This is a genomic window from Pseudoxanthomonas sp. CCNWLY206-1, assembly GCF_039710385.1.
Taxonomy (GTDB): domain Bacteria; phylum Pseudomonadota; class Gammaproteobacteria; order Xanthomonadales; family Xanthomonadaceae; genus Pseudoxanthomonas_A.
This window is the reverse complement of record NZ_JBDKXI010000002.1, coordinates 602,081-617,469: the sequence shown is the minus strand read 5'-3', so window position 1 is coordinate 617,469 and position 15,389 is coordinate 602,081. Positions and strand designations below refer to the sequence as shown.

Genomic DNA, 15,389 nt, shown 5'->3' with positions numbered 1-15,389 from the left:
CCCTCTATGGAAGCACGGTGAAGCCGCGGCGCTGGAAAATGCCGCGCGCAGCAGGTGAAGCCAGCCAGCGTAGGAAGGCGCCGGTTTGCGGATGCCGGCTATCGCGCAGCGATGCCACGGGGTAGACGATGGGCGGATGGCTATCGTCCGGGAAAACCGCTACTACGCGCACGGCCGGCTCGGCCTTTGCGTCGGAAAGATAGACGATGCCCAGTGGTGTTTCGCCACGCGCCACCAACATCAATGCGGCACGCACGCTTTCCGATTCGGCGAGCTTCGATTTCACGCCTTCCCATGCACCCAACGATTGCAACGAAGCACGCGCGTACTTGCCGGCCGGAACGCTGCGGGTTTCACCCACGGCCAGACGGCCGTTACCGAGCGCTGCCGACAGCGCTGCCGGCTTCTTGAGGTCGACTTGCATGCGACTGTTTTTCGGCGCTACCAGCGCCAGTTGGTTGCCCAGCAGGTTGCGACGGCTTGCCGGATCGATTTTCTGTCGCTGCTGCAGGTAGTCCATCCATTCCAGGTCGGCCGAAAAGAAAACATCCGCTGGCGCAGCTTGCTCGATCTGGCGGGCCAGGGCAGAACTGGCGGCGTAGGAAATTCGCACCGGCGTACCGGTTTGCTTTTCGTAGGCCCGCGCCGCTTCGTCCAGAGACTCCTTGAGGCTGGCAGCGGCAAATACCGTCAACGGCTTTGCCCGCTCAGCGGCCTGCAGCGGCCATGCCGACAACATGAGCAGCAGCGTCACAAGGAATCGGTTCGTCGTCATCGAAAAATCCTCGGTGCGGGTCGATCAACTACCGCTCAACGTAGCGTTAAGCAACTGAGCCAAATGTGCGCCGCCCTCGCGCAGGCGCTGTTCGGCTACAGGGCGGTGGCGGGAGTAGTAACTATCGTCCAACTTCGCGCGCGAAGGATAGAAACCAGGCTGGGTTACTGCCTTGCAAGACTGTTCCGCCCATAAAGCCGGTGCCGCGGGCAGAACGGATCGAGCAGCGTCCTTCGGTGGCGGTAGTGCCTGCAGATGGCGAAGATACGCCTCTTCATTCAAGCCTGCGGATCTCAGCAGGCCGCTATCCCACACGCTGTGCAGGTTGCTGCCCTGGCCACGGTAATTGACCTGGAAATCGTTGCCGCCGCGATCGTTGGTGTTGCTGGCGTGCAATGGCTGGTGGACATCGCCGACAAAATGCACGACGAACTTCAAGGCTTGCAGACGCTCGGCCTTCGGTTTGCTGCGGTCGGCCAGGATCGCGCTCTGGCGCTGGATGGCTTGGACCACGCAATCGCCATTGCGGCAGTCCCGTTCGGCTTTGTACGCGCAATCGTGGCTGCCGATATTGACGTAGTGCCAGCGCGATGTGCGTTTGCCCAGACCGGGGTTGTTGTCGCGAAGATCGTCGGCCCAATTGGCAATGCCGGCCAACGTGGGTTCGGCTTCACCAGATAGCAACTGGGCGACCTGTGCACGCGCTTGCGGTGTCAGTTGGTCATAGGCGAGCCGCGCCACCAGGCGATGGCCGAGTGCGCCCCAGGCGTGCGCGGGAGCGGGGATTAGTAAGGCGGCAGTAAGCAGAAAGAAAAAGATCCGGTTCATGCCGGCACTTTAACCGACATGACCGGAATCCCAGGTTACGTCCTGGTAATTTGACGGCCTGGGCTTGTGGCGTATCGCTTCGGACTCAGAACTTCAAGACATAAGCAGCGCCGTAGACCAGCGGGTCGATGTTGGCGGTGCCCAGTTTCACGCCTTCCACTTTCACATCGCTGTCGATATCGATCCAGCGCACGTCCACGCGAATGGCGCCGCGCTCTCCAACCGCGAAATCGACACCTGCGTGCGCGGCCAGCCCCCATGAGTCTTCCAGCTTGAGGTCGGTGCCGGCCAAGGCGCCCTTGGTGTCTTCGCTGAAGAAGGTCGTGTAGTTAATGCCAGCGCCCACGAACGGCGACACCTTGCCCTTGCCGTTGAAGTGGTACTGCAGCGATACCGTGGGCGGCAGTTGCTTGGCGCTGGCGACGGTGCCCACGCCTTCGATGGCGATGTCGTGTTTGAATGGAAGCGCGGCCAGCACCTCCAGGCCCAGGTTGTCGCGCAGGAAGTATTCGAAAGTGATGGTCGGCTTGACGTCGCTGTCGACGTCCAGAGGCAAAGTGCCGCTAGCCAGTTTGCCGTTGTCGGACTTGGGGTTGACCTGGTGGGCGCCGACGCCCAGGGTCCAGTCGCCCTTGGACTGGGCCAGGGCGGGCAGGGTGCAGGCGCCTAAAGCGATAGCAAGGCTTGCGGAAATCAGGGTTCTATTCATTGGGGATTTTTATGTTGTTGGAGGGATCGAGCGCCAGTTTCGGCCGCTCCGACGGTTCCCACCTTGATGGAGATCAATCACCGCCATCATTCCGACCCCCTGCTAGAATGGCGGTCCCGTCAACCCTGCCGCGCGTTGCGCGGCCGCAGGAGTTTTGAGCAATGTCGATCAAGGTTGGTATCAATGGCTTCGGCCGCATCGGGCGCAACGTGTTGCGTTCCGCCGTGCAGAATTTCGGCAACGAGATCGAGATCGTGGCCATCAACGATCTGCTGGAACCGGACTACCTGGCGTACATGCTGCAGTACGACTCCGTGCATGGCCGCTTCAAGGGTGACGTCAAGGTCGAAGGCAATACCCTGATCGTTAACGGCAAGAAGATCCGCCTGACCCAGGAACGCGATCCGGCCAACCTCAAATGGGACGAAGTGGGCGCGGAAGTGGTTATCGAGTCCACCGGCTTGTTCCTGGACAAAACCACCGCGCAGAAGCACCTGGATGCCGGTGCCAAGAAGGTCATCCTGTCCGCACCGTCGAAGGACGACACGCCGATGTTCGTCTACGGCGTCAACGACAAGACCTACAAGGGCGAGGCGATCATCTCCAACGCGTCCTGCACCACCAACTGCCTGGCGCCTCTGGCCAAGGTGCTCCACGACAAGTGGGGCATCAAGCGCGGCCTGATGACCACGATCCATGCAACGACCGCTACCCAGAAGACCGTCGATGGTCCGTCCAACAAGGACTGGCGCGGCGGCCGCGGCATCCTGGAGAACATCATTCCGTCCAGCACCGGCGCGGCCAAGGCGGTGGGCGTGGTGATTCCGGAATTGAACAAGAAGCTCACCGGCATGTCCTTCCGCGTGCCGACCAGCGATGTGTCGGTGGTCGACCTGACCTGCGAACTGGAGAAGCCGGCCACCTACGCCGAAATCTGCGCCGAGATGAAGGCCCAAAGCGAAGGCGCGCTGAAAGGCATCCTGGGTTACACCGAGGACAAAGTGGTGGCCACCGATTTCCGCGGCGACACCCGTACCTCGATTTTCGATGCCGATGCCGGCATCTCGCTGGACGGGACCTTCGTCAAGCTGGTCAGCTGGTACGACAACGAGTGGGGTTATTCCACCAAGTGCCTCGAAATGGTGCGCGTGGTCGCCGGCAAGTAAGCCAGCGTGGCGATGCGGCCGCCAGGCGACCGCATCCAAGCAGACAAAGGCGCCGCAAGGCGCCTTTGTCGTGCCAGGGGTATCGCTTTTCGCTACCTTGGGACGCTAATGACGGTACTGGCGGCTAACTCTGTTGCAAATTGGGAGTGCTTAGCTGAGGCTGCACCGGCGTCCCGCCAGCGGCACCTTTGCCGTTTGCCGTAGAGGTGGCACTCAACGAACTTGAGTGCCTTCCTTTTCCCCCCCGTCATGGGGGCGGGCAAGGGCGGGGAGGAATTGATTTGGTCGTTTCGACAAGACTCGTTCCGAATCAATAGGGAAAGTGCACCGGTCAGGGGAAAGAGCGTGGAAGGGATACTGGTTCTATTGGGTCTGGCGGTGCTGGCTGTGCCGGTGTTGCTGATCGTCGCTTTGGTCAGCATCAGCGGTTTGAAGCGGCGCGTGACCGAGTTGGAGGGACAGGTTGCCGAATGGGCCGCGGCTCCCGCGGCGTCCGCGGAATCGAGGGCCGGCCGTGCTGCCGAACCCGAATCCGGACCCACCCTGGCGGAACTCACGAGGCAACCGCCACCTTCGGAGGCGCCTGTTCGAGAAACCGCGCCTCCATCGGTCGTAAGCCAGGCGCCACCGCCGTTGCCGCCACAAGCGCCGCGTCCCGCCGCGTTCGAGGTACCTCCGGCTGGGGTTTTGCCACCTCCACCGCCACGACCAGCACCGCCGCCCCGCGCGCCTTCGAAACCAGACATCCTGACGCTCGCCGTGCGTGCGGTGAAGCACTGGTTCACCGTGGGCAACGTGCCGGTCAAGATCGGCATCCTGGTGTTGTTCGCCGGCGTCGCCGCGCTGCTGAAGTACGCCAGCGATCAGGGCATGCTGGTGGTGCCGGTCGAATTGCGCCTCGCCGGTGTGGCCGCCGCGGCGATGGCGGCACTCGTGTTCGCCTGGCGCAAGCGCGAAAGCAATCGGGTCTTCGCGCTGAGCGTGCAGGGCGGCGCCATCGGCATCTTGTTGCTGACGGTATTCGCGGCGTTCAAGCTGGGCATGATTCCACCTGCGGGTGCGTTCGCGCTGAGCGTCGGGCTGATAGCCGGTGCCGGTGTGCTGGCAGTGCTCCAGGACGCGAAAGCGCTGGCCGTGTTCGCGGTTCTGGCCGGCTTCCTGGCGCCAATCTGGTTGTCCACCGGTAGCGGCAACTACGTGGCGCTGTTTTCCTACTACGCGGTATTGAATGCGGCCATCCTGGTCATCGCCTGGTGGCGCGCGTGGCGCGTGCTCAACCTGCTGGGTTTCGTTTTCACTTTTGGTATCGGCACGTTGTGGGGCGTTCTGGATTACAAGCCTGCGAACTTCAACAGCACCCAACCTTTCCTGCTGCTGTTCTTCGCGTTCTACCTGATCATTCCCATGCTCTACGCGCGCAGGCAACCCGCCAGCCGCCGTGATTTCATCGACGGCTGCCTGGTGTTCGGCACGCCGTTGATCGCGTTCTCGCTACAGGCAGGATTGCTGCGCGGGGAACGCATGCCACTGGCGTTTTGCGCCTTGGGGCTCGGCGTGCTGTATGCGGCATTGGCGTGGAGCTTCCTGCGGCGCCTCAACTTCGCCGCACTGGGGCAGTCATATGCACTGCTGGCCGTAGGCTTCTCCACGTTGGCGGTACCGCTGGCGTTCTCGGCCAAGGCGACCGCTTGCGTGTTTGCGCTCGAAGGGGCCGCCCTGGTTTGGCTGGGTCTACGTCAACAGCGGCTACTGCCTCAACTCACCGGCATGGGGTTGCAGCTGGCCGCCGCATTCGCTTTTGCGATTGGGCAAACCGGCGGTTCGACTGTCGATATGGTCGTCGCCAATGGAACGTTCATGGGCGGGCTACTGATCACGCTGGCTGGCTTCGCCAGTGCATGGAGCTACCGGTCCGCCGGCCGCAACGCGCTTGCGCTCCTGTTCTATCTGTGGGGGCTGCTGTGGTGGCTCGGTAGCGGCGTGAATGAAATCGAACGTTTTGTTGTCCGTGATAGCCGAGTGGATGCGTTGCTTGCCTTTGTCGCTCTGACTGGCTGGCTTGCGGCGGAAGTGCACCGCCGTCGGCCCGGCACGGCGCTGGTGATGACGACGCTACTGGCGTTGGCCGCTGCGGCTCCGCTGGCGCTGGTGCAGGTTGAAGTGCACCAGCAGCCGTTCGCGGAATACGGTTTGTGGGCGTGGCTGGTCTATACCGTTCTGGGCATCCGTAGCCTGGTGTGCTTGCGCAATAGCGAGCACAGGCTGGCGGCGGGTGCGCAATTCGTCTGGTTGCTGGTGTGGCCGCTCGTGGTCTCGATGTTGTTCGACTGGCTGAGCCAATACTTCGCCTTGGACGATGGGTGGCGCCTGGTCGGCATCGTGCTTCCGTGGTTGGTGGTGACCGCATTGAGCCTGTATCGCTGGCCGTGGCTGGCAGCGCCTTTGGGCGAGCGGTTCGACGCTGCGCGCACATGGTTGCAGACGGTGTACTTCGCCGTGTTGTCGGTCTGGTGGCTGTATGCGCTGACCCAAGCGGGCAGCAGTGCGCCGTTGCCTTGGTTGCCGATCATCAACCCGATGGAGCTGGCGCAGTTGGCGGTGCTGGTGCTGGCGGCGCGCTGGTTGTGGTCGGAACATTCGCCGCAATTGCTGCAATCGATCCGATTGATGAAGCTGTCGGCAGTCGCTTTCATTTTCGTCACGTCCGTCGTACTGCATGCAGTGCATCACTGGGGTGGTGTGGCATGGACCGACGGCCTGCTGTCGACCAGCTTGGCGCAAACCAGCTTGACGGTGGTCTGGAGCGTACTGGGCGTGCTGGGTTGGGTCGCAGGCTCGCGCCGTGGCCAACGCATGCTGTGGCTCGCTGGCGCAGTGCTGATGGGCATCGTGCTGGGTAAATTGATACTGGTCGATCGCGGCAATCTGGGCGACGTGCTGGGCATCGCTTCCTTCATCGCTTACGGCCTGCTTTGCACGGTTGTGGGTTATCTGGCGCCCGCGCCGCCGCGTACCGCTTCCGAGGAATCCCCCGCATGAAGAAACTCGCCTGGCTTGCCCTGGTGCCGCTGATCGCAATGGCCGGCATCCGTGACGACTATGCGCAACAGTGGCCGCTGGCGCTCAGCCGTGATGACGGCGGTGCCTACCGGGTGGTGCTGAACCGCGATGTCTATCGCCAATTGCGGTCGGCGAAGCTGGAAGACCTGGACATCATCAACGTCGATGGCACCGCGCTGGCATCTTCGTTGTTTGGTCCCGAACAACCGTTGGCGCAAGCGGCGGATGCGGTGGAGGTGCCCTGGTTTCCGCTGCCGCGCGGCAACGATGGTCAGCCGTCCAACATTTCTTCCATCAGCGAAATCGCCAGCGACGGCAGCTTGCGGCGGGTGGTGATGGCAGATGCGACAGCGCCCGGCGACAGTGACGAATACCTGATCGACATCAGCCGGCTGCGTGAACCCGTTTCCGCATTGCGGTTCGAGTGGAAAGCGGAGCAGCCATCGTTCGAACACGCATACCAAGTCGCCGCATCGGATGATCTCAAGACCTGGCGCACCGTGCAGACGAACGGCCGGCTGATCCAGCTGGCGAACGCCGGTCGACGCATCAGCGAAAACCGTATCGAGCTGGACAGCGTGCAAGCGAAATACCTGCGCGTCCTGCCGGTGGGGAATGACCGACGCGGTTTGCAGCTGACGCGGGTATTGGCGGAGTTGCCAGAGCGGGTGACGGCGCCTGAATGGCAATGGGAGGAATTGTCGGCACAGCGTGTGCAGGAAGCCGGCGTGGAGTATTACGAGTTCGAGGTGCAGGGCCGGTTTCCCTTCCAAGTGGCCGATATCTCGCTGCCGGGCAACAGCGCCAACGAGTGGATGCTGAAGAGCCGCGACGATCCGAAGGCGGAGTGGCAGTTCGCGGCGGCGCCCTGGCTGACCTATCAGGTCGAAGGTGCCGGCGCAGCCAACCGGTCGGCGCCGCAGACGCTGGACGGGACTTCGCGTCACCGCTACTGGCGGTTGTTTTCCAAGCAGCCGCTGCAGGGCCAGTTGCCGACACTGCGACTGGGCTACCGACCGGAAGTAGTGGTGTTCCTGGCGCAAGGACAGCCGCCTTATGCCTTGTTGGCCGGTAGCGCCCGCGCACGCCGGGCCGAAGCGCCGCTGCCGCAGATGGTGGAAGCGCTGCGGCGTGAACGCGGCAACGACTGGCAGCCATCGCCTGCCTATCTCGGGCAAGCGCAAGCGCTGGCAGGGGAAGCCGCCTTGACGCCGGCCCCGCCCAAGCGCGACTGGAAAAACTGGCTGCTGTGGGCGCTGTTGGTCAGCGGCGCGCTGCTGGTGGCGGGCTTTGCGTTCAGTCTGTTGCGGAACAAGCCGGCAGTGAAATGACAGTTGTGGCTTGCTATGCAAGCCATCTGCTGTCGTAGGAGCGGCGTCCCGCCGCGAGCTTTTCCTGTCAGATCGCGCAAAAACGCGAAGAGCTCGCGGCGGGACGCCGCTCCTACAGGGCGACGCGTTCATCAGAGAGATTGTCGTCACGCGGCGTGCATTTGCCGCGCAGCATTCCAGCCCGGACAATAAGGGTCTGTCCACGTACCGGGAAACCCTATGTCCATCGTCCGCATGACCGACCTCGACCTCGCTGGCAAGCGCGTGCTGATCCGTCAGGATCTGAATGTGCCCATCGAACATGCGGACGGACAACCCGCGCGCATCACCTCCGAACAGCGCATCACCGCTTCGCTGCCCACCTTGAAACTGGCGCTGGAAAAAGGGGCGGCGGTAATGGTGACCTCGCACCTGGGCCGGCCGAAGGAAGGTGTCTGGACAGCGGAGGACTCGCTGGCGCCGGTCGCACAGCGCTTGTCTGAACTGCTGGGTATCGATGTGCCGCTGGTCAAGGATTGGGTGGAGGGCGTGAACGTGGCACCCGGCCAGGTCGTGCTGCTGGAGAACTGCCGGATGAATGTCGGTGAAGGCAAGGACGACGAAGCGTTGTCGAAGAAGTACGCGGCGTTATGCGACGTGTTCGTGATGGATGCCTTCGGCACTGCGCACCGTGCGCAGGCATCCACGCACGGTGTGATCCGCTTTGCCAAGATCGCGGCGGGCGGTCCGTTGCTGATGGCCGAACTCGACGCGCTGGCCAAGGCGCTGGACAAGCCGGCGCGTCCGTTGCTGGCCATCGTCGCCGGCAGCAAGGTGTCCACCAAGTTGGAACTTCTGTCGAATCTGGTCGGCAAGGTCGACCAGTTGATCGTCGGCGGCGGCATCGCCAACACCTTCATCGCCGCGGACGGGCACGCCGTCGGCAAATCGTTGTATGAGGCGGATCTGCTGGACACCGCCAAGAAGATCGGTGCCGACGCCAAGTCGCGCGGTGCCGACATCCCGGTGCCCACCGATGTGGTGGTGGCAAAAGAATTCAAGGCCGATTCCCCGGCCGTCGTGAAGCCGGTCGATGGCGTAGGTGGCGACGATCTGATCCTGGATATCGGCCCGGAAACTGCCGCCCGTTATGCCGAACTGATCAAGCAAGCCGGTACGGTGGTGTGGAACGGACCGGTGGGCGTGTTCGAGTTCGATGCTTTCGGCAAAGGCACCGAAACCCTGGCGCGCGCCATCGCGGAATCCGCGGCGTTTTCCATCGCCGGCGGCGGCGATACGCTGGCGGCGGTGGACAAATACGGAATAGCCGACGACATTAGCTACATCTCCACTGGCGGCGGTGCATTCCTGGAATTCCTGGAAGGCAAGGAGTTGCCAGCGGTGACTGCCCTGCAGGCGCGCGCAGCGGGATAAGAAAAGGGTGAGGTAATCACCCGGAGGCGGACGTTTGGGGGCAAGCGTCCGCCTATATGTAGTTCGGGTTTTTCAACGGTCCAGGGGAAGACAGGGAAGATGCAGCGAATCATCATGGCAATGCTGCTGTGGGTGGCAGCGACAGCGCAGGCGACGGAAATTCATCGTCGTGGCGATTTCGAGTTTGAGGTCGGGCCGACGCCCGATTTCGTTGTAAGCAAACCGATCCCAGACAAATGGGCTGCCAAGTCACCCAGTGCCGAGGACGAGCGATGGCGCTATTGGCGCTATGAAGTGCAGGCGGATCGCCGTGGAGGCCGCGACGAAGTCTACGTGGACTACGCATATGAACCACTGTCGGCTGCTTACCTGGGCGACGCGGGACGGTTCAAGATCTCTTTCAATCCCGAATACCAGCGGCTGATCATTCATCGTGCCGACCTGCGCCGTGACGGTCGCTGGAGTCAACGCTTCGCTGTGGACAAGGTGTCGCTGGCGCGCCGCGAAACGGGTTTCGAGAACGACATGGCCGACGGTGTGGTCACCGCACTGATCGTGCTGGAAGATGTGCGCATCGGCGATGTCGTGCGGATCACCTACTCCGTGATCGGCAGCAATCCGATAATGGCCGGCCAGGTCTCGGACTGGGCACGTTTCGCGTTGTCGAATCCCATGCTGGAATCCAGCTTGCGTGTGCTGCTGGAGCCCGATGCGCGCCCGCGCATCTACCGGAGCAAGGGATCCCCGGAACCCGTCATTCGCAAGACGGCGTCCTCGACTGAGATCGTGATGCGCGCCACGGCGGTGGCCCCGGTCGTCAATGAAGAAGGCTATCCCGTCTGGTACGAACCTTACCCACAGGCGCAGGTAGGGCGGGATCAGCGCTGGGCGGATGTAGTGTCCTGGGGGCTTCCGCTGTATCCACGGGTGCAGGAGATTCCGGCGGAACTCGAATCGAAGCTCGATCAATGGCGTGCGCTGCCCGACGATCAGGAACGCATGACAGCGGCATTGCGTACGGTGCAGGACCAGATTCGCTATTTCGGGGTGGAGATGGGCGAGAACACGCACCGTCCCGCGCCACCTTCGCAGACTTGGCAACGAAGGTACGGTGACTGCAAGGACAAGGCTTACCTGCTGGTGACGTTATTGCAGCGCATGGGCATTGAAGCCGCGCCCGCATTGGTGTCGATCGACCGAGGCCGGGCCATTGCGGATTTCGTTCCTTCCGCGTCGAATTTCGATCACGTTATCGTGCGCGCCAAGCTGAAGGAGCGTGTGGTGTGGCTGGACCCTACCCTCAATCAACAGGGTGGCGATCCGGCTACCGTGGATCTGAGCGTGTACGGCATGGCATTGCCGTTGGTATCGGGTAACGGTGCATTGCAAGCGGTGGAGTCACCGTCGGTCGTACTGAAATCCACCACCGTGCAGGAACGCTACGAGATTCCCAAGACCGGCAGCGGTGTGAAGCTTTCCATCGAGACCGTATTCCAGGGCGAAGCTGCCGATTACGCTCGCCGCTCCCTCGCTTCGCAGCGCGCCGACGAGTTGGTTCGCCGCTACTCGGATTACTACCGCAAGCGCTTTGGTGAATTGACGGTGGTGTCCGGGGCAGCGATGGTGGACGACCGTCGGGCCAACAAGATCAAGGTCAGCGAGACCTACCTGCTCAAAGCGCCGTTCCAGGACGTGGGCGCCGCCAAGGCGATCGATCTTTTCGCGGAATCGTTGCAGTCCGTTTCCGCACTGCCGTCATCGATGGACCGCCAGAGCCCGCTCTTTTTCGCCTCACCCAGCAAGTATTCGCATGAGATCAAGGTCGTCTACCCGAAAGGATGGCAGCCCACTTTCGTTAGCGATACCTCAAGTCATTCTTCCAGCGCGTTCGACTATCAGCGCAAGCTCACGGTCGGTCCCGAGGAAGTCGATGTGCGCTACGACCTGAGCGTCAAGCAGCGCGAGCTCGCTGTTGGAGAAACTTCCATGCATATCAATCAACTGCGAATGGTCCGCGACGATATCTCGACCCGGCTGAGCTTTGCGTTGTCGGCGCCCAGTAGCGGCAAGGAACGCGAAAAACGCATAAAGGCGCTGCTGCGCGCGATGGAAACGGAAGGGCAATCAGAATGATGGTCACCATGCGTTTCCGCTTTTGCATGTGTCTTGCACTGGCACTGCCGCTTCAGGCGATGGCGGCACCGGCCGTCGTTAGTCTGGATAAGGTAGCGCAGGCGCCTGAAGCTGCCTGGGAGGAATTCCTGCAGTCCAGTGATTTCGAAGGCGCCTATTCGGCGTATGCGGTCTTGGAGAAGGTCGGTTACTCCTCCAAAGGCGTCGACGCCGAAGCCTGCAGCGAGCACCGTGCGGAACTCGACGACGCGGTAGCCAAAGCTCCGATAAGCGTGGGAGTACTTCACGGAGCGATGCTTTGCGCCGAAAGCACGAAGGACACGCAGAAAGCGGAAAAACTTGAGAAGGCACTGCTGTCGCTTTCCAGGGAGGCCCTGAAGAACGGTCGCCAGCAACCCTGGCCGAAGCCGATACGCGTGCTGGGGCCCACGGACGTCTACGCGCTGTTGAACATGGCCGGGCTTGAATCCCGCTATGAATATTTCAAGCTTGCCCGGCCCGCCCGACACTATCCGCTGGCCATAGCCGCATGGGATGAAGAAGCAGGCAGGGAAGTTCATCAGGTATTCGACTACGTGGCCCCGGCAGCGGCGCTTAAGGGCACGAATGACTACGCCGGCTATCCGCATTATCGAAACCTGCTGGTCGATTTCTACTTGAATGCGCAAGTCGACGGCCAGCAGATCGCCGCCGTTGACCTGCAGGCGGTCAGCGCCGCCGCAAAACTCGAAGACCCGCAAGCCAGGGTCAAAGCAGTACGCGTCAGTGCCGGGTATGGCGGTATTCAATCGCTGCGCGTATGGATGGCGATCTGCGCAACGGCTCCGTTCGATGGTTGTTCGGATGGCCTCCCGGATATTCTGATCGGCTTGTCGGAGAAGAAGCAGGTGGTCCCGATGACCCTGCTTGCCTTCATTCACGCGGAAGGCGTTGGTGTAAAGCGTGATGCCGCGCTTGCGGATCAGGTGCTGTCGGCCGCCATGCGCCTTTGGACGGAAGAAGGAGTCGCGCTCGAATATCTCGAACTGGCCGAGTTGGCCGAGCGTCCGAAGGCGGTCGATAGAAAGGTGTTGGCCGGAGCAATGCAGAAGACCCCGGTTGTGGCTGCGAGGGCTGCAAAACGCATAAGTAAAAGCGAAAAGGACCTATCCGAGCGTGAGTTGCAAGCGCTGTCGGCGCCGTCCAGCAACGCACTGGGTACCGGTCAGTCGTGGCTGTCCGAGCATTGGCGGCAGCGGGAAAACCAGGATATGCATGTCAAGGCGATGCATCTGGCGGCCGAAGCGGGCGACCCGTACGCACAAGCTACTTATGCGTTTCATCTGCTGCAGGGCGAACCGCTGCAGGCGGACCACACGCAAGCGCAGCATTGGATGCGGGAAGCAGCCTTCGGCGGCCAGGCCTCGGCCATGAAGTACCTGTCTCAGCAGGCCATCATCCAGCAGGATTGGAAAGCCGCCGAACGCTGGCTGATGGCAGCCGTGGATGCGAACGATATCGAAGCCATGCTCGACCTCGCGCAACTCTACGAACAGGATCATCAGGACGCTGGGCAGACCGTCAAGCAAGCGTTCGATTGGTATGTGGCTTTGGGCGGCCTTGGCAACGTGCCGGAAGCGCGGCGCAGGGCGGCCCGCCTTGCGATGCAGGGAAAAGGGACGCCAAAGGATCCGGACAAGGCGCTCCAATGGCTCTTGCAGGATGCCGAGGCAGGCGATACGACGTCGCAGATGCGATTGGCGCTGGGCTACCTGGATGGTGAACTCGGTGCGGGACGGCAAAAGGATGCACAGCCTTGGATCGATCGCGTCATGGCATCTGACGACAGCGACGCCAAGATGGGCTACGCGGGATGGCTCTTCAGGAGCAACGCACCTGGAGATCGCGCCCGCGGACTGCGGATGTTGGAGGAACTGCGTGCAGCTGGAGTGACCTGGGCAACCAACAACCTGGCCTGGGCCCTGTGCACGGCGGAGGATCCCGCGGCTCGCAATATCAAGCGCGGCATGGAACTGTCCGAGACTATTTTGAAGGAGGCGAAACCTTCGGCTGCCTGGCTGGATACCGTCGCCGCATGCCAGGCCGCAGCCGAAGATTATCCGCGCGCGGTGGAGACCCAGCAAAGGGCGGTCTCGAAATTCATCGGTTACTGGGGCCTCAGCGCGAACATCTACGAACGTGACGACGACGATGGCTACGTGAGCAGGCTCAAGCTTTACCAGGCGAAGAAGCCTTACATCGATAAACAAGATTCGGCAACGGATTCCTGAGTGGTTGACGAAAACCTGTCCCGAGCCATCACTGCCTGTGGAACATTCTTCATCGCAGGCATTGCTTGATGAATTCAGCGATTGGATGCCATTGAAATACCAATCAAGGGTTCAGCGAATCAGGTTTGCTTCGAACATTCCCGCTATCTCGTAATTTCTATGCGAATAGCGCCGAGTGGTCTCATGGATATGCTAATTTCTCCGGCTCTCAGAGAGGGGAGCATCAATCCGTGACCGACCGCCAACGCCGCACCAAAATCCTCGCCACCCTCGGACCGGCGACCGATCCGCCGGGCGTGCTGGAGGATCTATTCCGCGCCGGCGTGAATGTCGTACGCCTTAATTTCTCGCATGGCGATCCCTCCGGGCAAGCCAAGCGTGCCGCCGCGGTTCGGCTTGCTGCGCAACGCGTTGGCGCCGAAGTCGGCATCCTCGCCGACCTGCCCGGCCCGAAGATCCGCATCGAGCGTTTCGCCGAAGACAAAGTGATGTTGAAGGCGGGCGATCGCTTCGATCTGGTCGCTAGTGCGGACGCGCCTCTGGGCGATACCACCCAAGTCGGCGTCAGTTACCTGGGGCTGCCCGACGACGTTGGCCCGGGTGACGTGCTGCTGCTTGACGATGGCCTGATGCAGCTGCGTGTGGAACGCGTGGAGGGCGAGCGCATCGTCAACACCGTGATGAACGATGGCGCATTGTCGAATCGCAAGGGTTTGAACAAGCAGGGCGGTGGTCTGTCGCTGGGCGCGTTGACCGAACGCGACAAGGAGTTGATCGGCATCGTGGCGCAGATCGGCGTGGACTTCATCGCCGTATCGTTCTGTCGCAACGCGCAGGATATGCACGACGCCCGCCGCATCGCGCTGGAGCATGGCTGCGACGCCGCGCTGGTTTCGAAGATCGAACGCACTGAAGCCATCGAGAACCTGGCCGAGATCATCGACGCCAGCGACGTGGTGATGGTGGCGCGCGGCGACCTGGGCGTGGAGATCGGCGACGCCGAGCTGCCGGGCCTGCAAAAGAAAATCATCCGGGAATCGCTGGCGCGCAACCGCGTGGTGATCACCGCCACGCAGATGCTGCAGTCCATGGTGGACAGCCCCATTCCCACCCGCGCCGAAGTGCTGGACGTGGCCAACGCGGTCATCGACGGCACGGATGCGGTGATGCTTTCGGCCGAAACTGCGGCGGGCAGCTATCCGGTACGTGCGGTCGAAGCGATGGCACGCATTTGTCTGGGCGCCGAGAAGCAGTTCGAGATGGACACCGATTTCGAAAAGGCGCCGCGCAACCTTGAGCGCGCCGACCAAGCCATAGCGATGGCGACGATGTTCCTGTCCGAACACATCGGCGTGCGCGCTATCGTGGCGATGACCGAATCCGGCGGCACCGCGCGCTACCTGTCGCGCTTCCGCTCCAGCGCACCGATCTACGCGTTCTCGCGTCACGACGGCGCGCGCCGCAAGATGGCGATGATGCGTGATGTGTTCTCGATCGCCTTCGACAGCCGCGGTCTCGCTCCGCGCGAAGCCGCGCGTGATTCGATGCAGGTCCTGCGTGACCGTGGCTTGCTGGTGGAAGGCGACCGCGTCATCTTCACCAGCGGCGACCACATGGAGCGGCACGGCGCCACCAACACCATGCGCCTGTTGCAGATCGGCAGCGATGGCAAGCCCGAGGGGCTTGGCGAACTCTGAGCGCGTA

General features: G+C 62.1%; 10 protein-coding genes. 7 read left to right on the top strand and 3 right to left on the bottom strand.

The window, feature by feature from the left end; translation table 11 throughout:
* Positions 1–4: 4 nt before the first annotated feature.
* The 3 genes from modA to AADW18_RS06905 form a co-directional block, all read right to left on the bottom strand.
* Complete coding sequence (modA, locus tag AADW18_RS06915; RefSeq protein ID WP_337342615.1) at positions 5–775, bottom strand: molybdate ABC transporter substrate-binding protein; 771 nt, start codon at positions 773–775, stop codon at positions 5–7.
* Between the two features lie 24 nt (positions 776–799).
* Positions 800–1,603 carry a S1/P1 nuclease gene (locus AADW18_RS06910; RefSeq protein WP_337342614.1) on the bottom strand — a complete coding sequence of 268 codons (804 nt, stop codon included), beginning with the start codon at positions 1,601–1,603 and terminating at the stop codon, positions 800–802.
* Between the two features lie 85 nt (positions 1,604–1,688).
* The gene (locus AADW18_RS06905) at positions 1,689–2,312 is read right to left on the bottom strand and encodes an OmpW family outer membrane protein (protein ID WP_337342613.1); all 624 of its coding nucleotides are present in this window, start codon (positions 2,310–2,312) and stop codon (positions 1,689–1,691) included.
* A 161-nt stretch (positions 2,313–2,473) separates the two neighbouring features.
* On the opposite strand from AADW18_RS06905, the gene gap reads away from it, so the two are divergent.
* The 7 genes from gap (at position 2,474) to pyk (ending at position 15,382) form a co-directional block, all read left to right on the top strand.
* Positions 2,474–3,478, top strand: coding sequence for a type I glyceraldehyde-3-phosphate dehydrogenase (gene gap, locus AADW18_RS06900; RefSeq protein ID WP_337342612.1), 1,005 nt, complete (start codon positions 2,474–2,476; stop codon positions 3,476–3,478).
* Positions 3,479–3,823: 345 nt separating this feature from the next.
* Positions 3,824–6,517, top strand: a complete 2,694-nt coding sequence (locus AADW18_RS06895; RefSeq protein WP_337342611.1) for a DUF2339 domain-containing protein — start codon at positions 3,824–3,826, stop codon at positions 6,515–6,517.
* Positions 6,514–7,869, top strand: coding sequence for a DUF3999 domain-containing protein (locus AADW18_RS06890; RefSeq protein ID WP_337342610.1), 1,356 nt, complete (start codon positions 6,514–6,516; stop codon positions 7,867–7,869). The genes AADW18_RS06895 and AADW18_RS06890 overlap by 4 nt, the downstream gene beginning before the upstream one ends.
* Positions 7,870–8,088: 219 nt before the next feature.
* On the top strand, positions 8,089–9,282 hold the full coding sequence (locus AADW18_RS06885) for a phosphoglycerate kinase (protein ID WP_337342609.1): 1,194 nt from the start codon (positions 8,089–8,091) through the stop codon (positions 9,280–9,282).
* Between the two features lie 99 nt (positions 9,283–9,381).
* A complete protein-coding gene (locus AADW18_RS06880; RefSeq protein ID WP_337342608.1) occupies positions 9,382–11,415 on the top strand; it encodes a DUF3857 domain-containing protein in 2,034 nt (677 codons plus the stop codon).
* A gap of 8 nt (positions 11,416–11,423) precedes the next feature.
* Complete coding sequence (locus AADW18_RS06875; protein ID WP_337342607.1) at positions 11,424–13,685, top strand: hypothetical protein; 2,262 nt, start codon at positions 11,424–11,426, stop codon at positions 13,683–13,685.
* A gap of 230 nt (positions 13,686–13,915) precedes the next feature.
* Positions 13,916–15,382 carry a pyruvate kinase gene (gene pyk, locus AADW18_RS06870; RefSeq protein WP_337342606.1) on the top strand — a complete coding sequence of 489 codons (1,467 nt, stop codon included), beginning with the start codon at positions 13,916–13,918 and terminating at the stop codon, positions 15,380–15,382.
* The last annotated feature ends 7 nt before the right edge of the window (positions 15,383–15,389 follow it).